Genomic DNA, 14,948 nt, shown 5'->3' with positions numbered 1-14,948 from the left:
TCGCTCAGCCAGCCGCTTGACCTCCGCCGAACCGCAAAACATCATCCCGTAGACCCATGCGAATGACGCCAAGGGTGGCCGGCTTCAGATCGGAATACCCGGCCGGCTTGAGATTGGAATGCATGGCCGGCTTCGTCGGTATCCGCATCCCGGCTGATGGACGAGTTGTACCGAGCCCGGATCGTCAGCCCCGCCGAGCTCCCCGCAAACTGCCTGACTCTCTACGCGCCAGGCCGATATCTCAAGGAGCGCAGCGGCGCCGTCAGAGACGTCACCCTCATCCCCGGGCGAAGCATCACCTCACGCGGCATCATCTCGGTCCTGACCGTCGTCGGAACACATCTTCTTGGCCTCACGGCCGGGCAAAGCATGAGCTGGACGGATCCCGCGGGCCGCGTGCGCACCATCCGGCTCCTTGCGGCCACGGCCCGCCAACCGCGAGCTGTGTGACCGGCGGCAGAGCCGGGCCGGCAAGCCCGACCTGAACAGGCAGCGGGGCGCTCGCGACGGCGTCGAGAGAAAGTCGATGAGGTCGTCGCTGCTTGCGTCGACTCGCGGCCCTCCGCGAGCCGGTCACCACCGCCTGCTCGCGGCCCGAATGAGGGCAGGCATACGAACGCCTCACCCTAGGGGCGGGCTTCGCCCGATCGTGTCGAGGAAGTCGGTGTTGCTGCGGCTGGATAAGGATCGGCCGAGGCGCCATCGAGCATCCGGACGATCCCCAGAACGGATCGCGCGTTCCATAGCCATGACGAGGCAGCTCCTGAGGCGCATATAACATTTTTATTGCATTCAACGATCCATTAAATTGGTTTGAATGCCTTGTCATTGTGCGCAAGATGGGCAGACGGCTGGGTAGCCATTGCACCTGCCTGCCAGTTTGACAGACCAATTCCGGCATATGCCGGCGCCAGCCCTTTGGATGGGGATGGTATGAGCACGCACCCTGCCGATTTAGCTCCAGATCACACGCCCCTCCAAAATCGACGAGTTCCTCCTGGCAAAAGTGCTGAGGCAGGAACAGCGTCAAGACTTCCATGTCCTCAGCTTGGCCTTGCATGGCGAGGGAACGGTAGCCGAGATTCCAGTCCGGCATCGGCGGCACAGATCTCGACCTCACTTATGCGTCGTGCTCGCCCATCCCGGCTCACCTGATCCCAACTCGATTTTCCCTCAGCAGGGGCGAACCGCGGTCGAAATGTTCTTTACGAAAGCCCTTCCGCGCGCTGCTACCTGAAGATCAGTTCGACGCGTGGTGCACTCGGCTCTCTAAGGCGGAAGCGTCCGCGCAGTTCAAGCTCGAATTTTCCTCCTGGGAATTCGGTGACGTCGTGCTTACCCGGACACTTTATGGCGAGGCATCCTCCTCCCGATATCATTTCGTTCCCGACCGGACTTGCTTTCGTATTGAGTCTGCAATGGGATCGGGTCAGCTTCCGGACAGGAGTTTGGCGCTAGCGACGAACGCCAACCCTGTTGACACCGCCGTTGCGATTTCCGGGCCKAGGCGCGGTGACGGCGCCGACGCCGACTGGCCGAGCGACGAGACGAACGCCGGGCCGCGCGACGCATCCGGCGGGATAACCGATATAGGCGCAATAAACGACGGCATTTGCGACTTCCGTTGTCGCGGCAAGCCCGGTGAAGGCGATTCCGGCCGTCGCCATAACGAATACCGCAAGTTTAATCTTTGCCATGTCAGGTCCTCAGGACTTGGAAGATAACAAGCTGATTAATGCTGCCACTATCGAAGCGGTGCGAAAATTGTACCTGAGGACACGTATGGCAGGAGAAGCAGATGCGCGAGGCCGGCACACGTCTAGAACATCTGGGTGGGACGGAAAGTCAAAAGCGGGACGTAGTAACAAGATGAGCGCATAAATCTGGTAATTTTTGGTGATTTAGCGCTCCCGTTTCATAATAACGCGAAGAGAGACCGGAGCAGATAGCACTATAGGCGGCAGCAGGTGGCATCGAAATCCCGTGAACATCAGAATTTGTCTTGTGATGACTGCTTCCATCTGAGCATCAGGCCTCTGTCGGTTTTGGCGGGGAGAGGATGAACTCACTGAAGCGCCATGGACATCAAAGCGCGTTTCTGATGTCCCGGCCCCCAGCTCGTTGTGGAAGTCGCAGACCCCTCGCCCGGGCAAGCAGCCCCTCTGACCGTGGACAGTAAATCCGCTACTGCTCCTTCTTGAACAGGTCCTGGAAGATCAACTCGCCCCAAGTGCGGCCGCGTGCGTGTACCAGCGCGCCACCCTCGTTGAGCTTTCCCAGCTTGACGGGTGCGAACCCTAGTTGTTTGGCGAAATCCGCCACGAGAGTGATCGCGTCCTCGTCGTCGCTCGACAGAAAGACGACCCGGTGCCCGCCCTCGACGATCGGATCGGCAGCCAGGGTGGCCGCAATCAGGTGATTGAAACCCTTCACGAACTTGGCGCCGGTGAACGCCTTCGCGACGAAGGCGGAGGACGGGAGACCGTCCAGCTCCTCAGGGACTGGCAACGTGTTCATCGCGTCGATGACCGTCTTGCCTTTCCAGCTCGGCAGGGCCTTCGCAACCTCGCGATGTTCCCCGAACGGGACCGCCAAGATGATTGTGTCGGCCTCGAGTGCTTCCCGCAGCGACTTGGCGACGACCGTGGGTCCAATCGCCCGAGCCTGCGGCGCCAACGCCTCGGGCGGCCGGCGGCTCGCGACGGTCACGTCGATGTTTTTACGGGCGAAGGCGTGGGCGAGGGCCTGGCCTATCTTACCGAATCCTACAATCGCATAGCTCATAATACTTCTCCGATCCGTGTTGATAATGAATCCCCGGGCTTCAACGGCGCTGGGTATTCGTTCCGCTGTGTGGCGACCTTCGCGTAGACGTCCTGCCGTGAACGACTTCCGTGCGGCCGGACTGACCGTCCAGCGCGGAAATCGTTCCACCATGGACACGCTGGTTGCCGCCCGTCAGCCGCTTCCCGCGATCCGGCGCGAATTCAGATGGCCGAGAAGCCGCCGTCGACAGACAACTCCACCCCATTCACGAAGCTCGAATCGTCTGAAGCAAGAAACAGCGCCACCGCCGCAATTTCCTCGGGACGACCCATCTTTCCCCGCGGGATCAGGGATTCGAACATCTTCCTCGCCTCCTCGGTGAGGACTTGGTCCTGCATCGGTGTGGCGATCGGCCCCGGGTGCAGCACGTTCACCCGGATATTCCTGCCCTTCAGTTCGTTGAGCCACCCACGTGCGAATGCGTGCAACGCCGCCTTGCTCGCCGCATACACGGTGTAACCAGGAAAACCTTTCACCGAAGCAACTGATCCGGTCATGAAGATCGATCCGCCATCGTTGAACAGCGGCAGCGCTTTTTGCACGGTGAACAGCGTGCCGCGCGTATTCAGGCCGAAGGTCGCATCGAAATGCTGCTCGGTAATCTCGCCCAGTGGGACGGCTTCGCCCGTGCCGGCGCTCGCATACAGCACGTCGATCTTGCCCTTTTCCCGCTTGACTGTATCGAACAGGCGGTCGAGGTCGTCGAGATTGGCCGCGTCGCCGCGCACGCCGGTCACGTTCCGGCCGATCAGCCTGACGGCCTCATCGAGCGCTTCCTGCCGACGGCCTGTGATGAAAACATAGGCCCCTTCTTCAACGAACCGCTTGGCGCTCGCCAGCGCCATGCCGCTCGATCCACCCGTGATGACTGCAACCTTACCCTCAAGCTTTCCCATGACTTCTCTCTTCAGGCTCCGTGTTTGGTTGTTCGGGGAGGCCCCCGAGAACCTCAACATGGGTCCAACTGAGTCCGACGTTGAGTGCGGAAACGCGCAGATCGGTGGTGCGAAATCGATCCGGCTGGACGACTGACGCCAGCCGCGCAGATCGGTGTCCGCCGTTGGGAACTGGGCCGCGCTCGTCGATTTAAGCTATGACGGTCGCCCGTACTGCTGTTCGATGTGTTAGATACGGGCTTTGGAAGGCGCACTCTGCGGTGCGGGATTGCACCATGATCGACTGGGATGACGTTCGCTACTTTCTTGCCGTCGCGCGCGGAGGCTCAGTGCGGGCTGCCGCCAAGCGCCTCGGGGTGAATCACTCGACCGTGCTGCGACGCATCGCCCAGCTCGAGGAACGCCTCGGGGCGCACATGTTCGAAAAGCTGCCTTCGGGCTACCGCCTGACGGCTGCGGGGGAGGAGGTCCTCGAACTCGCGAACCAGATGGAAGCGTCGTCGCACCAACTGGAGACGCGCGTCTTCGGTCGCGACCAGAGCGCGCGCGGGCTTTTGCGGGTGACGCTTCCACCGTTCCTCGCCACACACCTGCTCATGCCGGATCTGGCCGATTTCGCGCGTATGCATCCAGACATCGAGATGGAAATCTCGTCGTCCGGCGAGCTGGCAAATCTGACCAACCGAGAGGCCGACGTCGCGATCCGCATCGTCTCCGACCGCAAGACACTGCCGCTCAATCTTCACGGCCTGATGGGACCGGAGCTGTTGAGCGGCGTCTACATGTCTCGCGATCGACTAGCCGCGTGGCGTGCGGGCGCGCCTGATCCCATGCGGTGGATCGTCATAGACAGTCATGGATTCCCGGTCTGGGCGCGCGAGGGAGAGGTTCACACCACGGGAGTTCCGTTCAGAACCCCGGACGCCGAGACGCAGATCGTAGCGGCGCAGCAAGGGATCGGGATGACGAAACTGCCGTGCTTCGTCGGAGATGCCGACGCTCTATTGGTGAGGGTGCCGGGCATCGACCTGCCCATGCATGGGACGCTCTGGCTTCTCACGCAGGGGGAAACACGCAAGACGAAGCGCGTGCGGCTCTTCACCGAGTTCGTATCCCGCAGGCTCGCCGCGTACGCTCCGCTTCTCGCGGGGCTGTCCATATCGCGCGACTGACGCCCGGCAGGTCGCCGGCGACGCTTGCAGTGGACAAGTGCCGGCAAGCGGACATCCCCAGCGTCCGACTTGGGCGAGAGCGGAACTCTGGCCAACACACTCGTAGCGTCTGCTTTTGGGCAATGTGGCAATTTCCGCAAACGGCGCTCGGCCGCCGATATCGTTCGATGATGCGCTACGGAGTGGCCTAAGGTTGTCCGCAACTTTGGCTCAAGCCATCAGTCTGGTCACTGCCGCCTCCCAGCCATCTAATCCGCCCGCTCGACCCGCATCGAGATAGAGCCGGGTCGGTMGAAGATCGAAGCCCCGCCCTTCACTTCGCCGAGGATGACGATACCGGGCTGAGGGACCTGGCCATCACGATAGTAGACGACGAAGTGGTCCGGGCCCCAAAGCCCGATCGTCCCGCTCTTGAAGGCGCGCTGCCGCGCTGCGGCGGGCAGACCCGACGGCAAGCTTCCCGTTTTTTCCTGACGAAGGTGGTCCGTCATCGGAATGGTCAGGGGCAGCATGCCAAGCAGCGCTTTGGTCGCGGCGTTATCGGCGAGCTCCGCCGTAACGGAACCCCACTCCGACGAGATCTTGATGCGTTCCTGAGCCATTGCTGTTCCGATCGTTGCGAGGAGTATGGCGCCGGCGATCCGAGTGGCTTTGAGCAGCATTGTCCGATCCTCCGTAGTGATGTCGTTMACCGAGCTCCCGCCGGTCCAGCGGCGGGAGCTCGGCCTGCGAGCCTTTGGCCGCCCACCGAGGGCGGCGGCCCCATCGCTTCGTGTCCGGTCGAGATTAGGCGACGAGATGCCGGCCGAAGAAGCTGGCCAGCTTGTCGAACGGGATCACGTCGACCTTGTCGTAGAGATCGACGTGGCTGGCTCCCGGAATGATCATCAGTTCCTTCGGCTCCGCGGCCGCCGCATAGGCGGTTTCGCTGAAGTAGCGCGAATGGGCTTTCTCGCCGTGGATCAGCAGAACCGGGCGCGGCGAGATCTCCTTGATGTAGGTCAGGAGCGGCATGTTCATGAACGAGAGCGACGTCGTCCGGGTCCAGGAATTGCCCGAGTTGACCGCGCGCGGATGGTAGCCGCGCGGCGTCCGGTAATAGTCGTGGTAGTCGACCAGGAACTGCGCCTCGCCGCCTTTCAGATCATTGTAGGGAGGCTGGTAAGCCGGGGTTCCGTTCGCGGCGTCTTCCCAGCGCTGCCGGCTCATCTGCTCCAGCATCTGCGTGCGCTGTTCGAGCGTCACGCTGTCGTTGTAGCCCTTCGACATGACGCGGGTCATGTCATACATCGTGCTGGCGACGACGGCCTTGACCCGCTTGTCCACGGCGACGGCGTTCAAGGCCATGCCGCCCCAGCCACAGATGCCGATGACGCCGATCCGCTCGCGGTCGACGGAGGGGTGCAGGCCGAGATAATCGATCGCCGCGCTGAAATCCTCGGTGTTGATATCCGGCGAGGCGACGTTACGGGGCTCGCCACCGCTTTCACCCGTGAAGGACGCGTCGAAGGCCAGCGTGACGAATCCGCGCTCCGCCATCGTCTGCGCGTAGAGGCCAGACGACTGTTCCTTCACCGCTCCGAACGGCCCGCCAATGGCCAGCGCCGCCAGCCGCCGATCGCCTTGGCCCTTGGGCAAATAGAGATCGCCCGCCAGGGTGATGCCGTATCGGTTCTTGAAGGTGACCTTCCGATGATCGACCTTCTCGCTCTTCGGGAAAGTCTTGTCCCAGTCCGCTGTCATGCCTTGAGCCTTTGCTTTGGAGAGGTTGAAGAGTGATGCGGCTGCCAAGGCGGCGACGCCCGCACAGGTCAGCTTCATCAAGTCGCGACGGTCCAGTCGTGCGGACGACGCTGTGATCGTGTTGGAGGTGTCCATCGTTATCTCCCCGTTCTCTGTGGCTATTCGGGCTTCAGCAGACGTTTTCCGTTGCCGATCAGCGCGATGCCGATGGCGGCCAGGGCGACGCTCCCCAGGAAGGTCGCGAAGATCGACAGGCCATCGAGCAGCATCCCGCCGACCACGGCCCCGAGCAGGATCGAGGCTTGGATCGCGGCCACCATCAGGCTTCCGGCGGCCTCCGGCGCATCGTCGACGTTCTGCGACATCCAGGTCATCCAGATCACCGACATGGCGGTGTTCATCGCACCCCAGAGAGCCAGGAAGAGGCCMACTGCGGCKACCGAGCCGCCGAGCAGCAGGAGACCAATCGTGCAGCCGCCCATCAGCAGCGCGGGCAGCTTCAGGAGAGGAGCGACGCTGCCATGCAGGAAGCGGCCGGAGCCCCAGGTTCCAAGGAAGCCAGCGCAGCCGAGCACCAGCAGCAGGATCGACAGCGTCGTCACGTCGGCTCCCGTCACCTGTTCGAGGAACGGGCGCAGGTAGGTGAACATCGTGAAGGCCGAGCCCCAGGACAGCATCGACGCGATCAGGCCGCGCAGGAAATACGGGCGCTTCAGCAGGCCGAACGTGGTCCGGAAATCCTGCGGCTGGCGCGCGGGCAGCGACGGCAGGGCGATCACATGCCAGACGAGGTTGACGGCGACGATCGGCGTCAGCGCCCAGAACACCGCGCGCCAGCCGAACAGACCGCCGAGATAGCTGCCGACGGGCGCGGCGAAGGCTGCCGCGATCGCTTGCCCGCCATACATCAGGGCCAGCGCGCGAGGCACCTCGCTCTCGGGAACCAGGCGCATGATCACGGCCGTCGCGAGCGCCCAGAAGCCACCGATGCAGATCCCGAGCAGGGCGCGACCGAGCATCAGCACCGCGAAGTTCGGGGCGGCCGCGACCAGGACCAGCGAGACCAGCATGAAGGCCGTCATCGCGACCAGGACCCATTTCCGGTTCAGCGTCCCGGCGGCCGTGGTGATGACCATGCTCGCCGCCACCGCGAAGAGACCGCTGATCGAGATCGCTTGACCCGTCTGGCCCTCGGTCGCGCGCAACCCCTCGGCCATCGGCGTCAGCAGGCTGACCGGCATGAACTCGGAAGCGATCAGCATCGCCACGCAAAGCGCCATCGAGAGGACGGCGCCCCAGGCGGCGGTCGGCTTGGTTCCTTCCTCCGATACGGCGGTAGCCGCCATGTTGGGTCGCTCCTGCATCTGTTGATGCGGTGCAAAATAGTGGTTCAGGCTCGGAACGATTACCCGCCGAAATTGGAATGCACTGATCGATGTGATCGATTAATCTCGGCAGGCAGACACCGAGGGTTCTCATGGACAAGACCGATCTCAACCAGCTCCGGTGGTTTCAGATCGTGGCCGAGGAGCACAGCTTCACCCGGGCGGCGGCGAAGATCGGCGTCGCGCAATCGACTCTCAGCTACGCGATCAAGCAGCTCGAAGATCGCATGGGCGTTCGCCTTCTGACCCGGACCACGCGCAATGTCGCGACCACGACCGCGGGCGAGCGCCTGCTCCAGACGATCACGCCGCGGATCGCGGAGATCGAGGACGAGATCGCGGCGCTGACGGCGTTGCGCGACAAGCCGTCGGGCTCGGTCAGGCTGACACTATCCGACCATGCGCTTGAAAGCGTGGTCTGGCCGAAGCTCAGGCCGGTCCTGCGGGATTATCCCGACATCAATGTCGAACTGATCCTCGACAGCACCTTCCGCAACATCGTCGAGGAGGGTTTCGACGCAGGGGTCCGTCTGGGTGAGAGCGTCGAGAAGGACATGATCGCGGTCCGCATCGGCCCGGACTGGCGGCTGGTAGCGGTCGCTTCGCCCGGATATCTCGCTGCGCACGGAGTACCGGACCATCCTCAGGACCTAGTCGGGCATGTCTGCATCAACATGCGCCACGAAACAGCCGGCGGGCTTTATGCTTGGGAGTTCGAAAAAGCCGGAAAGGAATTGCGTGTCCGGGTGAGCGGCCAGCTCACCTTCAACAACTCCTACGCCATGATCGATGCGGCGGTGAACGGCTATGGCATCGCCTACGTCCCCGACGACATAGTGGAGCGGCAGATCGCGTCGGGCGAACTGGTCCTGGTGCTGGACGACTGGTCGCCCTTTTTCGACGGCTATTTCCTTTACTATCCCAGCCGCCGCCAGAACCTTCCCGCCTTCAAGGTCGTTGTCGACGCTTTGCGCTACGGAAGCCAGGCAGGATCAGGACGGTCTTCTGGCCTGGGCTGAAAGTCCGCTTTCCGGCAGGCCTCGAATGTCCGGAGTTGGCGGATACCGTTGAAAAAGTCGGCCCTGAGATGGCCGCTGGCGCGGAACGGATTTAGCGGAGTGGGGCATCGCTCGATCAGGCAGGCCTGACCTGCGGCCCGTTCGGCAGGAGCTTGGCGAGCTTCCGGAGGTTCTGGGCTGCTGCGGCGAGGTGGAACTCGTCTCTGGCGCCATTCGGTCCGCGCAGTCGCAACCGGTCGAGCCGCAAGATGCGCTTGAGGTGAGCAAACAGCATCTCGACCTTTTTCCGCTCGCGCCGCGAGGTGACATAGGCGTCGGTCTCGGCGATGTCCCTGGCCATGTCGCGGGCGCCCTCATGGATCGAGCGCAGGATCTTGCGAGCGGGCATGTTGGGTGAGCACTGCGGCTTCAGCGAGCAGGCGTCGCAGTCGAACTTGCTGGCGCGGTAACGCATCATGCCCTCGTCATCGACGAGCGGCCGCTCGGTTCGATAGGCCTTCTGGCGCGGCCTCAACTCCTTCCCGCCCGGGCAGGTGTAGAGATCGCGCGCGTGGTCATAGGCGAAGTCGGAGCGGCTGAAGGTTCCGTCGCTGCGCTGGGATTTGTCGAAGACCGGGATGTGCGGCTCGATCCCGCGCTCATGGACCAACCAGGCCAGGTTCTCGGCCGAGCCATAGGCGCTGTCGGCGGCTAGCCTGGCCGGCCAAAGGCCGAAACGCTCCTGCGTTCGGTCGAGCATGGTCCGGGCCGAGCCGACTTCCGCCTGCCGGATGGCGCGGCTGGCCTCGACATCGACAATGACGGCGTGGTCGAGGTCGATCAGGTAGTTGGTGGCGTAGGCGAAGAAGGCATGCCCCTTCAAAGCGCCGGTCCATTGTGCGGCCGGATCGGAGCGCGACACGAACTTCGGCTTCGCCTCGCTCGCCGCGCCCCAGGCGGCCTCATCGAGCGTATCGAGATACTCGCGTACCGAGCGCCGCGTCCGGGCGAGATCGTGCCAGTCGACCAGCTCTGAGGCGTCCGCGGAACGTTGCTTGTTCGCATCGGCCTTGATCAGGCTGGCATCGACCGCGAAGCCTTCTCCGCCCACGAGCCCTTCTTCGATGCAACGCCGGACGGTCGTCTCGAATAGCTCACGCAGAAGATCGCTCTCGCGGAAGCGACCATGCCGGTTCTTTGAGAAGGTCGAATGATCGGGAACGTMGCCCTCAAGCCCGAGCCGGCAGAACCAGCGATAGGCGAGGTTCAGATGCACCTCCTCGCACAGGCGCCGCTCGGAACGGATGCCGAAGCAATAGCCGATGAGCAGTATCCGGATCATCAGCTCCGGATCGATCGAGGGCCGACCCATCTCGCTGTAGAACGGACGCAGATGCGCGCGGATCTCGGAGAGATCGACGAACCGATCTATCGACCGCACCCAATGATCGTCCGGCACGTGACGCTCAAGACTGAACTCGTAGAACAGCGCCTCCTGCGCCACCCGCCGTTCACCCATCATCGCGCCGCCCTCCGCCCAAGGACGACTGAATCAGGACTTCGTCCCCGCAGCAACGACGACTTTTTCAACGACATCGGCGCTACGCCGCCTCAAGGCTTCCACCCGTGGCTGACGACTGGGTTGGGTGGCTAGCTGAAGTTCGCCAGGTCGGCTCCCCAGGGCGGGATGGGCCAAAAGCCGACATTGCGCCGCTTTCTTCGATCACCCCGTCCGCGCGGGCGAGGAGCATTGGCGGTATTGTGAGGCCGCATACACGCCTTGACGGTCCTCAAAGATTGGTGGTGAGGTCGAACCTAGTCTGCTTCTCGACGCCAGCCAGGGCCGGGCAACACGGAATTAATCAAGCGCGTTGTCGAACCATCCGCACGGCGAAGATCAGGATAACTGCCCCAATGAAGCCCGCGATCAAATAACCGACCCAACCGGGACCGAATTTGATACCCATAAGGCCGAACAGCCAACTAGCAGCAGCGGCCCCTACGATTCCCAGGACGATGTTCATCACAAGTCCCATGTCGCTCTTCATAAACTGCTCGGCGAGCCAGCCAGCAATTCCGCCGACAACGATGGCGGCKATCCAACCGATTTCCATACGCGACCTCCCCAGCAATGCAGCCAATAGTAACCGTGTACTTTGAGGCGTTACGGCAAAAAGGGCCCTCAGCAAGGCCCGTTCGGATGGGATCTCTGAAAGGATAGAACGAGCCGAGCCGGACGGCAATGCGCGGCGGCTGGCTGGGGCGCGATGTGCACGGGGGCCGTGCTTGGCGCAGCACCCTTGAGCCTTATCGAAGTCCGCTTTGGGCCGATTGTGTTGAAGAAGTCGGCGCTGGGTAGGCTATCGATCGAGGCTGGGTGGCTTTGTGAGAGAGGCCTTCGCCCTCATGCCGCCAGTGGCGGCGCTCCTACCGGCATCAGCTTCGCCATTTTCCTGAGGTTCTGGGCAGTGGCTGCGAGGAGGAACTCATCGCGGGCACCGCATGGTCCTCGCAGTCTCAAGCGGTCGAGTTTGAGGATGCGCTTCAGGTGCGCGAACAGCATCTCGACCTTCTTCCGTTCGCGTCGCGAGGTGACGTAGGCATCGGTGGCAGCGATGTCGCGCGCCATGTCGCGGGCGCCCTCGTGGATGGAGCGCAGAAGCTTGCGGGCAGGTTCTTTCGGACAGCAGCGCGGCTTCAGGGAACAGGCATCGCAGTCGCGCTTGACGGCTCTGTAGCGCATGAGGCCTTCACGATCGATGCCGTCGCGCGGCACCGCGAAGGGGCGGCGAAACTGCCGAAGCTCCTTGCCGCCCGGGCAGATGTAGAGATCGCGATCATGATCATAGGCGAAGTCGGATCGGCTGAAGGTGCCGTCCCGACGCTGGGATTTGTCGAACACGGGAACATGCGGCTCGATCCCGCGCTCGTGCACCAGCCAGGCGAGATTGTCGGCTGAGCCATAGGCTGCGTCCGCGACCAGCTTCTCGGGCCAGGTGCCGAGCCTGTCCTGGGTGCGCTCGATCATGGTCCGCGCGGCGCCGACCTCGGCCTGCCGCACAGCCGTGGTCGCCTCCACATCCATGATGACGGCGTGCTTCAGGTCGATCAGATAGTTTGTCGCATAGGCGAAGAAGGCTTGCCCGCCATGGGCAGCCGTCCAGCGTGCGGCAGGGTCAGCTGGCGAGAGGAACTTGGGCACGACCGGCGTCGCCGCGCCGAAGGCCGCTTCGTCCAACACACGGCCAGATACTCGCGCACCGCATGGTTGGCGGCCTCAGGCGCCAGCCCATCCTTGCCGGGCACGCCGTTCTGGCGATTGGCATCGGCCTTGATCAGGCTGGCGTCGACCGCAAATCCCTCGCCACCGACCAGCCCTTCCGCCATGCAGCGTCGAACCGTCGTCTCGAAGACCTCGCGCAGCAGATCGCTGTCGCGGAAGCGACCGTGCCGGTTCTTCGAGAAGGTGGAATGGTCGGGCACATCCCCCTCCAGGCCAAGCCGGCAGAGATGGAGTAGGCGGGCGGTCGCGCCAGGGCGAGAGTGCGCCGCGCGGCCTGAACCGCAACTTCTGCCATGGAGAGGGTGATGGACTATTTCGCTGGCCTGGATGTGTCCCTGGACACCGTGAAACGTCTGCATCGTCAACGACGCGGGTGAGGTCCTGGTCGAACGGAAGATCGAAGCCGAACCAGCGGTCATCGCGGATCTGCTGACGAGGTTCGGTCATCCCTTCAAGCGCGTCGGCCTGGAAGCGGGTCCAACATCATCCTGGCTTTACAGCGCGCTGCGAGAGGCCGGGTATCCCGCGATCTGCCTCGGGTGCCGCCATGTGAAGGCTGGCCTCAGTGCGATGCGGAACAAGACCGACCGCAACGATGCGCGCGGCATCGCCCATCTTCTTCGCCTTGGATGGTTCAGGCAGGTCCACATCAAAAGCGACGAAGCGCAGCAAKTGCGTATGGCACTCGTCAGCCGTCAGCAGCTCTTGAATAAGACGCACGATATCGAGAACGCTATGCGTGGTTCGCTGAAGGTGTTTGGGCTTAGGATCGGGATCGTCACGCGGAGCGCCTTCGAGGTCCGAGTCCTGGAGCTCGTCGCGGATCATCCAATCCTGCTCGCGATCACCGAGCCGATGCTGCGCGTTCGTCGAGCGATGATCGAGGCTTTCGAGGTGCTGGACCGTATGTGCCGGCAGTTGGCGCGACGCGATCCTGTTTGCCGCCGGCTGATGACCATACCTGGCGTCGGAGTGGTCGTGGCGCTGACCTATCGCATGGGCGTCGACGTCCCCGAACGCTTCTCGCGATCGAGAGATGTCGGCGCGCATTTCGGCCTGACGCCGAGACGCTACAGCTCCGGACAGACCGACTTCGATGGTCGCATTAGCCGCTGCGGCGACGAGATGGTCCGCACCGCATTGTACCAGGCATCCCACGTCCTCTTCCACCACGGTCCCTGGTCCTCTCTGAGGTCGTGGGCCATGCGGCTGGCGAAGCGCGGCAGCGTGAAGGTCGCGAAGGTTGCTCTCGCACGCCGGCTCGCGGTCATCACGCACCGCATGTGGACCGAGGGCACTGAGTTCCGTTGGTCAGCGACGCCCGGATCGGTCGCCGCTTAGCCGCGTCGCGGGAACTCCATTTAGCGATCGACTTGCATAGTTCCGTCGCCGCGGCGGAAAAGAGCGCCCGGGAGGGTGCGAGGGTCGGACGAGCACGCATCGCTGGTTGCGATGGCACGGCATTCGCCGGTCTAATCGCGAGGCAGAGCTAGGCCGTTCGATCCTTCTCAACCCATCCTGTCCGCCGACGCAGCCAGCGTCGAGCACGCAAAGTAGCCTGAACTCGTCCGGGCGCTCCCGATCCGCATCGGCACGCAAAACGGAGTTGACACATGCCCGCCTAAAGAAACCAGCGATAGGCGAGGTTCAGATGGACTTCGTCGCAAAGCCTGCGCTCGGAGCGGATGCCGAAGCAGTAGCCGACGATCAGCATCCGGATCATCAGCTCGGGATCGATCGAGGGCCGGCCGGTGTCGCTGTAGTAGGGACGTAGATGCGCACGGATGCCGGACAGATCGACGAAGCGGTCGATCGAGCGCAGCAGGTGGTTGGCCGGGACATGCCGCTCAAGGCTGAACTCGTAGATTAGTGCCTCCTGCGCAACCGTCCGCTCGCCCATCATCGCGCCGCCCTCCGCCCAAGGACGACTGAATCAGAACCTCAGGCTCGCAGCAACACCGACTTCTTCAACAAAATCGGCCATCTTTCACCGTCTGGCAGTTTGCCGCGAACGTCTCACTTGGGTCGAGAGCGGTGATCAGGGGTTCGCTCGAAATCTGACATTGGCGAGCTTGCCGCAAAGCGGACGTCGCCATGGTCTGAGAAAGGTGGAGAGCCGAAGTCGGCTGTCTGCCCAGAAGCGGACATTCGTGCCTTGGGGCGGATAGCTTCCCCAAGAGTCCGCGATCCTCCCGTCTCCTACTGGTTGTGTGTGGTCCTTCGAATTTTGCGCTCTGTAGGCCTAGCAGTTCAAAAAGGACGAAAGCGAAAGATATTCCTGATTTCGTAAGTGTTTTGCCTTGTTCTGCATGTATTATTCGATGCCGTAAATCGAACATTGACATTGGCTGTGTCGACGTGTAGTTTGGTTTTTGTCGATATTTGCTTGGACGGTCCTTGTTATTTTCGCGCTTTGGCGCGGCTCTGATGAACTCCCCCTTTCGAAATCGTTCTGAACTCGCCGAACATTCGTTCGGCGAACGACAGGTCTTGCCAAAAAGGAGGGTTTCTCATGACCACCGGCACAGTGAAATGGTTCAATTCCACCAAGGGTTTTGGCTTCATTCAGCCTGACGACGGCAGCCAGGATGTGTTCGTTCACATCTCCGCCGTCGAGCGCGCTGGAATGCGCGATTTGCAGGAAG

The 14,948-nt window shown here is 62.6% G+C and carries 10 protein-coding genes and 3 pseudogenes; 4 read left to right on the top strand and 9 right to left on the bottom strand.

The window, feature by feature from the left end; all coding sequences use genetic code 11:
- Window positions 1-2,184: 2,184 nt before the first annotated feature.
- Together AC1DIO_RS34025 and AC1DIO_RS34020 are read right to left on the bottom strand one after the other, a co-directional pair.
- Window positions 2,185-2,784 (bottom strand): NADPH-dependent F420 reductase, encoded by a 600-nt coding sequence (locus tag AC1DIO_RS34025; protein ID WP_476770468.1) that lies wholly within the window; start codon window positions 2,782-2,784, stop codon window positions 2,185-2,187.
- 203 nt (window positions 2,785-2,987) lie between these two features.
- On the bottom strand, window positions 2,988-3,722 hold the full coding sequence (locus AC1DIO_RS34020) for an SDR family NAD(P)-dependent oxidoreductase (protein ID WP_476770467.1): 735 nt from the start codon (window positions 3,720-3,722) through the stop codon (window positions 2,988-2,990).
- A gap of 275 nt (window positions 3,723-3,997) precedes the next feature.
- On the opposite strand from AC1DIO_RS34020, the gene AC1DIO_RS34015 reads away from it, so the two are divergent.
- Complete coding sequence (locus AC1DIO_RS34015) at window positions 3,998-4,894, top strand: LysR family transcriptional regulator (protein ID WP_476854816.1); 897 nt, start codon at window positions 3,998-4,000, stop codon at window positions 4,892-4,894.
- Between the two features lie 248 nt (window positions 4,895-5,142).
- Here the strand turns inward: AC1DIO_RS34015 and AC1DIO_RS34010 are convergent, their stop codons facing one another.
- The 3 genes from AC1DIO_RS34010 to AC1DIO_RS34000 all read right to left on the bottom strand — a co-directional run bounded on the left by AC1DIO_RS34010 (window position 5,143) and on the right by AC1DIO_RS34000 (window position 7,983).
- Window positions 5,143-5,556, bottom strand: a complete 414-nt coding sequence (locus AC1DIO_RS34010; protein WP_476854815.1) for a cyclophilin-like fold protein — start codon at window positions 5,554-5,556, stop codon at window positions 5,143-5,145.
- Window positions 5,557-5,680: 124 nt separating this feature from the next.
- Window positions 5,681-6,772, bottom strand: coding sequence for an alpha/beta hydrolase (locus AC1DIO_RS34005; RefSeq protein WP_476770464.1), 1,092 nt, complete (start codon window positions 6,770-6,772; stop codon window positions 5,681-5,683).
- Between the two features lie 23 nt (window positions 6,773-6,795).
- Window positions 6,796-7,983, bottom strand: coding sequence for an MFS transporter (locus AC1DIO_RS34000; RefSeq protein ID WP_476770463.1), 1,188 nt, complete (start codon window positions 7,981-7,983; stop codon window positions 6,796-6,798).
- Window positions 7,984-8,114: 131 nt separating this feature from the next.
- On the opposite strand from AC1DIO_RS34000, the gene AC1DIO_RS33995 reads away from it, so the two are divergent.
- Entirely contained in the window at window positions 8,115-9,041 is a 927-nt protein-coding gene (locus AC1DIO_RS33995; protein WP_476854814.1) for a LysR family transcriptional regulator, read from the top strand.
- 115 nt (window positions 9,042-9,156) lie between these two features.
- Here AC1DIO_RS33995 and AC1DIO_RS33990 read toward each other — a convergent pair whose 3' ends face one another.
- The 3 genes and pseudogenes from AC1DIO_RS33990 to AC1DIO_RS33980 form a co-directional block, all read right to left on the bottom strand.
- Complete coding sequence (locus AC1DIO_RS33990; protein WP_476854813.1) at window positions 9,157-10,542, bottom strand: IS1182 family transposase; 1,386 nt, start codon at window positions 10,540-10,542, stop codon at window positions 9,157-9,159.
- A gap of 340 nt (window positions 10,543-10,882) precedes the next feature.
- Complete coding sequence (locus AC1DIO_RS33985) at window positions 10,883-11,134, bottom strand: GlsB/YeaQ/YmgE family stress response membrane protein (protein WP_476770461.1); 252 nt, start codon at window positions 11,132-11,134, stop codon at window positions 10,883-10,885.
- 290 nt (window positions 11,135-11,424) lie between these two features.
- Window positions 11,425-12,527: pseudogene (locus AC1DIO_RS33980) on the bottom strand (transposase); the annotation flags it as partial.
- A gap of 81 nt (window positions 12,528-12,608) precedes the next feature.
- On the opposite strand from AC1DIO_RS33980, the pseudogene AC1DIO_RS33975 reads away from it, so the two are divergent.
- Window positions 12,609-13,644, top strand: a pseudogene (locus tag AC1DIO_RS33975) (IS110 family RNA-guided transposase).
- A 286-nt stretch (window positions 13,645-13,930) separates the two neighbouring features.
- Here the strand turns inward: AC1DIO_RS33975 and AC1DIO_RS33970 are convergent.
- Window positions 13,931-14,206 (bottom strand): annotated as a pseudogene (locus AC1DIO_RS33970) (transposase); the annotation flags it as partial.
- 609 nt (window positions 14,207-14,815) lie between these two features.
- Here AC1DIO_RS33970 and AC1DIO_RS33965 point away from each other — a divergent pair.
- Window positions 14,816-14,948: cold-shock protein (locus AC1DIO_RS33965; protein ID WP_476854817.1), on the top strand; the 133-nt coding region annotated here is incomplete at its 3' end.

The organism is Allobosea sp. 05T439 (assembly GCF_056396005.1).
The sequence above is the reverse complement of the archived record's forward strand: the minus strand, read 5'-3'. Positions and strand labels throughout refer to the sequence as shown.

Bases quoted from the DNA above. Each gene is read 5' to 3' on its own strand.
- AC1DIO_RS34025 (WP_476770468.1), bottom strand. From the start codon at position 2,784: ATGAGCTATGCGATTGTAGGATTCGGTAAGATAGGCCAGGCCCTCGCC.
- AC1DIO_RS34020 (WP_476770467.1), bottom strand. From the start codon at position 3,722: ATGGGAAAGCTTGAGGGTAAGGTTGCAGTCATCACGGGTGGATCGAGC.
- AC1DIO_RS34015 (WP_476854816.1), top strand. From the start codon at position 3,998: ATGATCGACTGGGATGACGTTCGCTACTTTCTTGCCGTCGCGCGCGGA.
- AC1DIO_RS34005 (WP_476770464.1), bottom strand. From the start codon at position 6,772: ATGGACACCTCCAACACGATCACAGCGTCGTCCGCACGACTGGACCGT.
- AC1DIO_RS33995 (WP_476854814.1), top strand. From the start codon at position 8,115: ATGGACAAGACCGATCTCAACCAGCTCCGGTGGTTTCAGATCGTGGCC.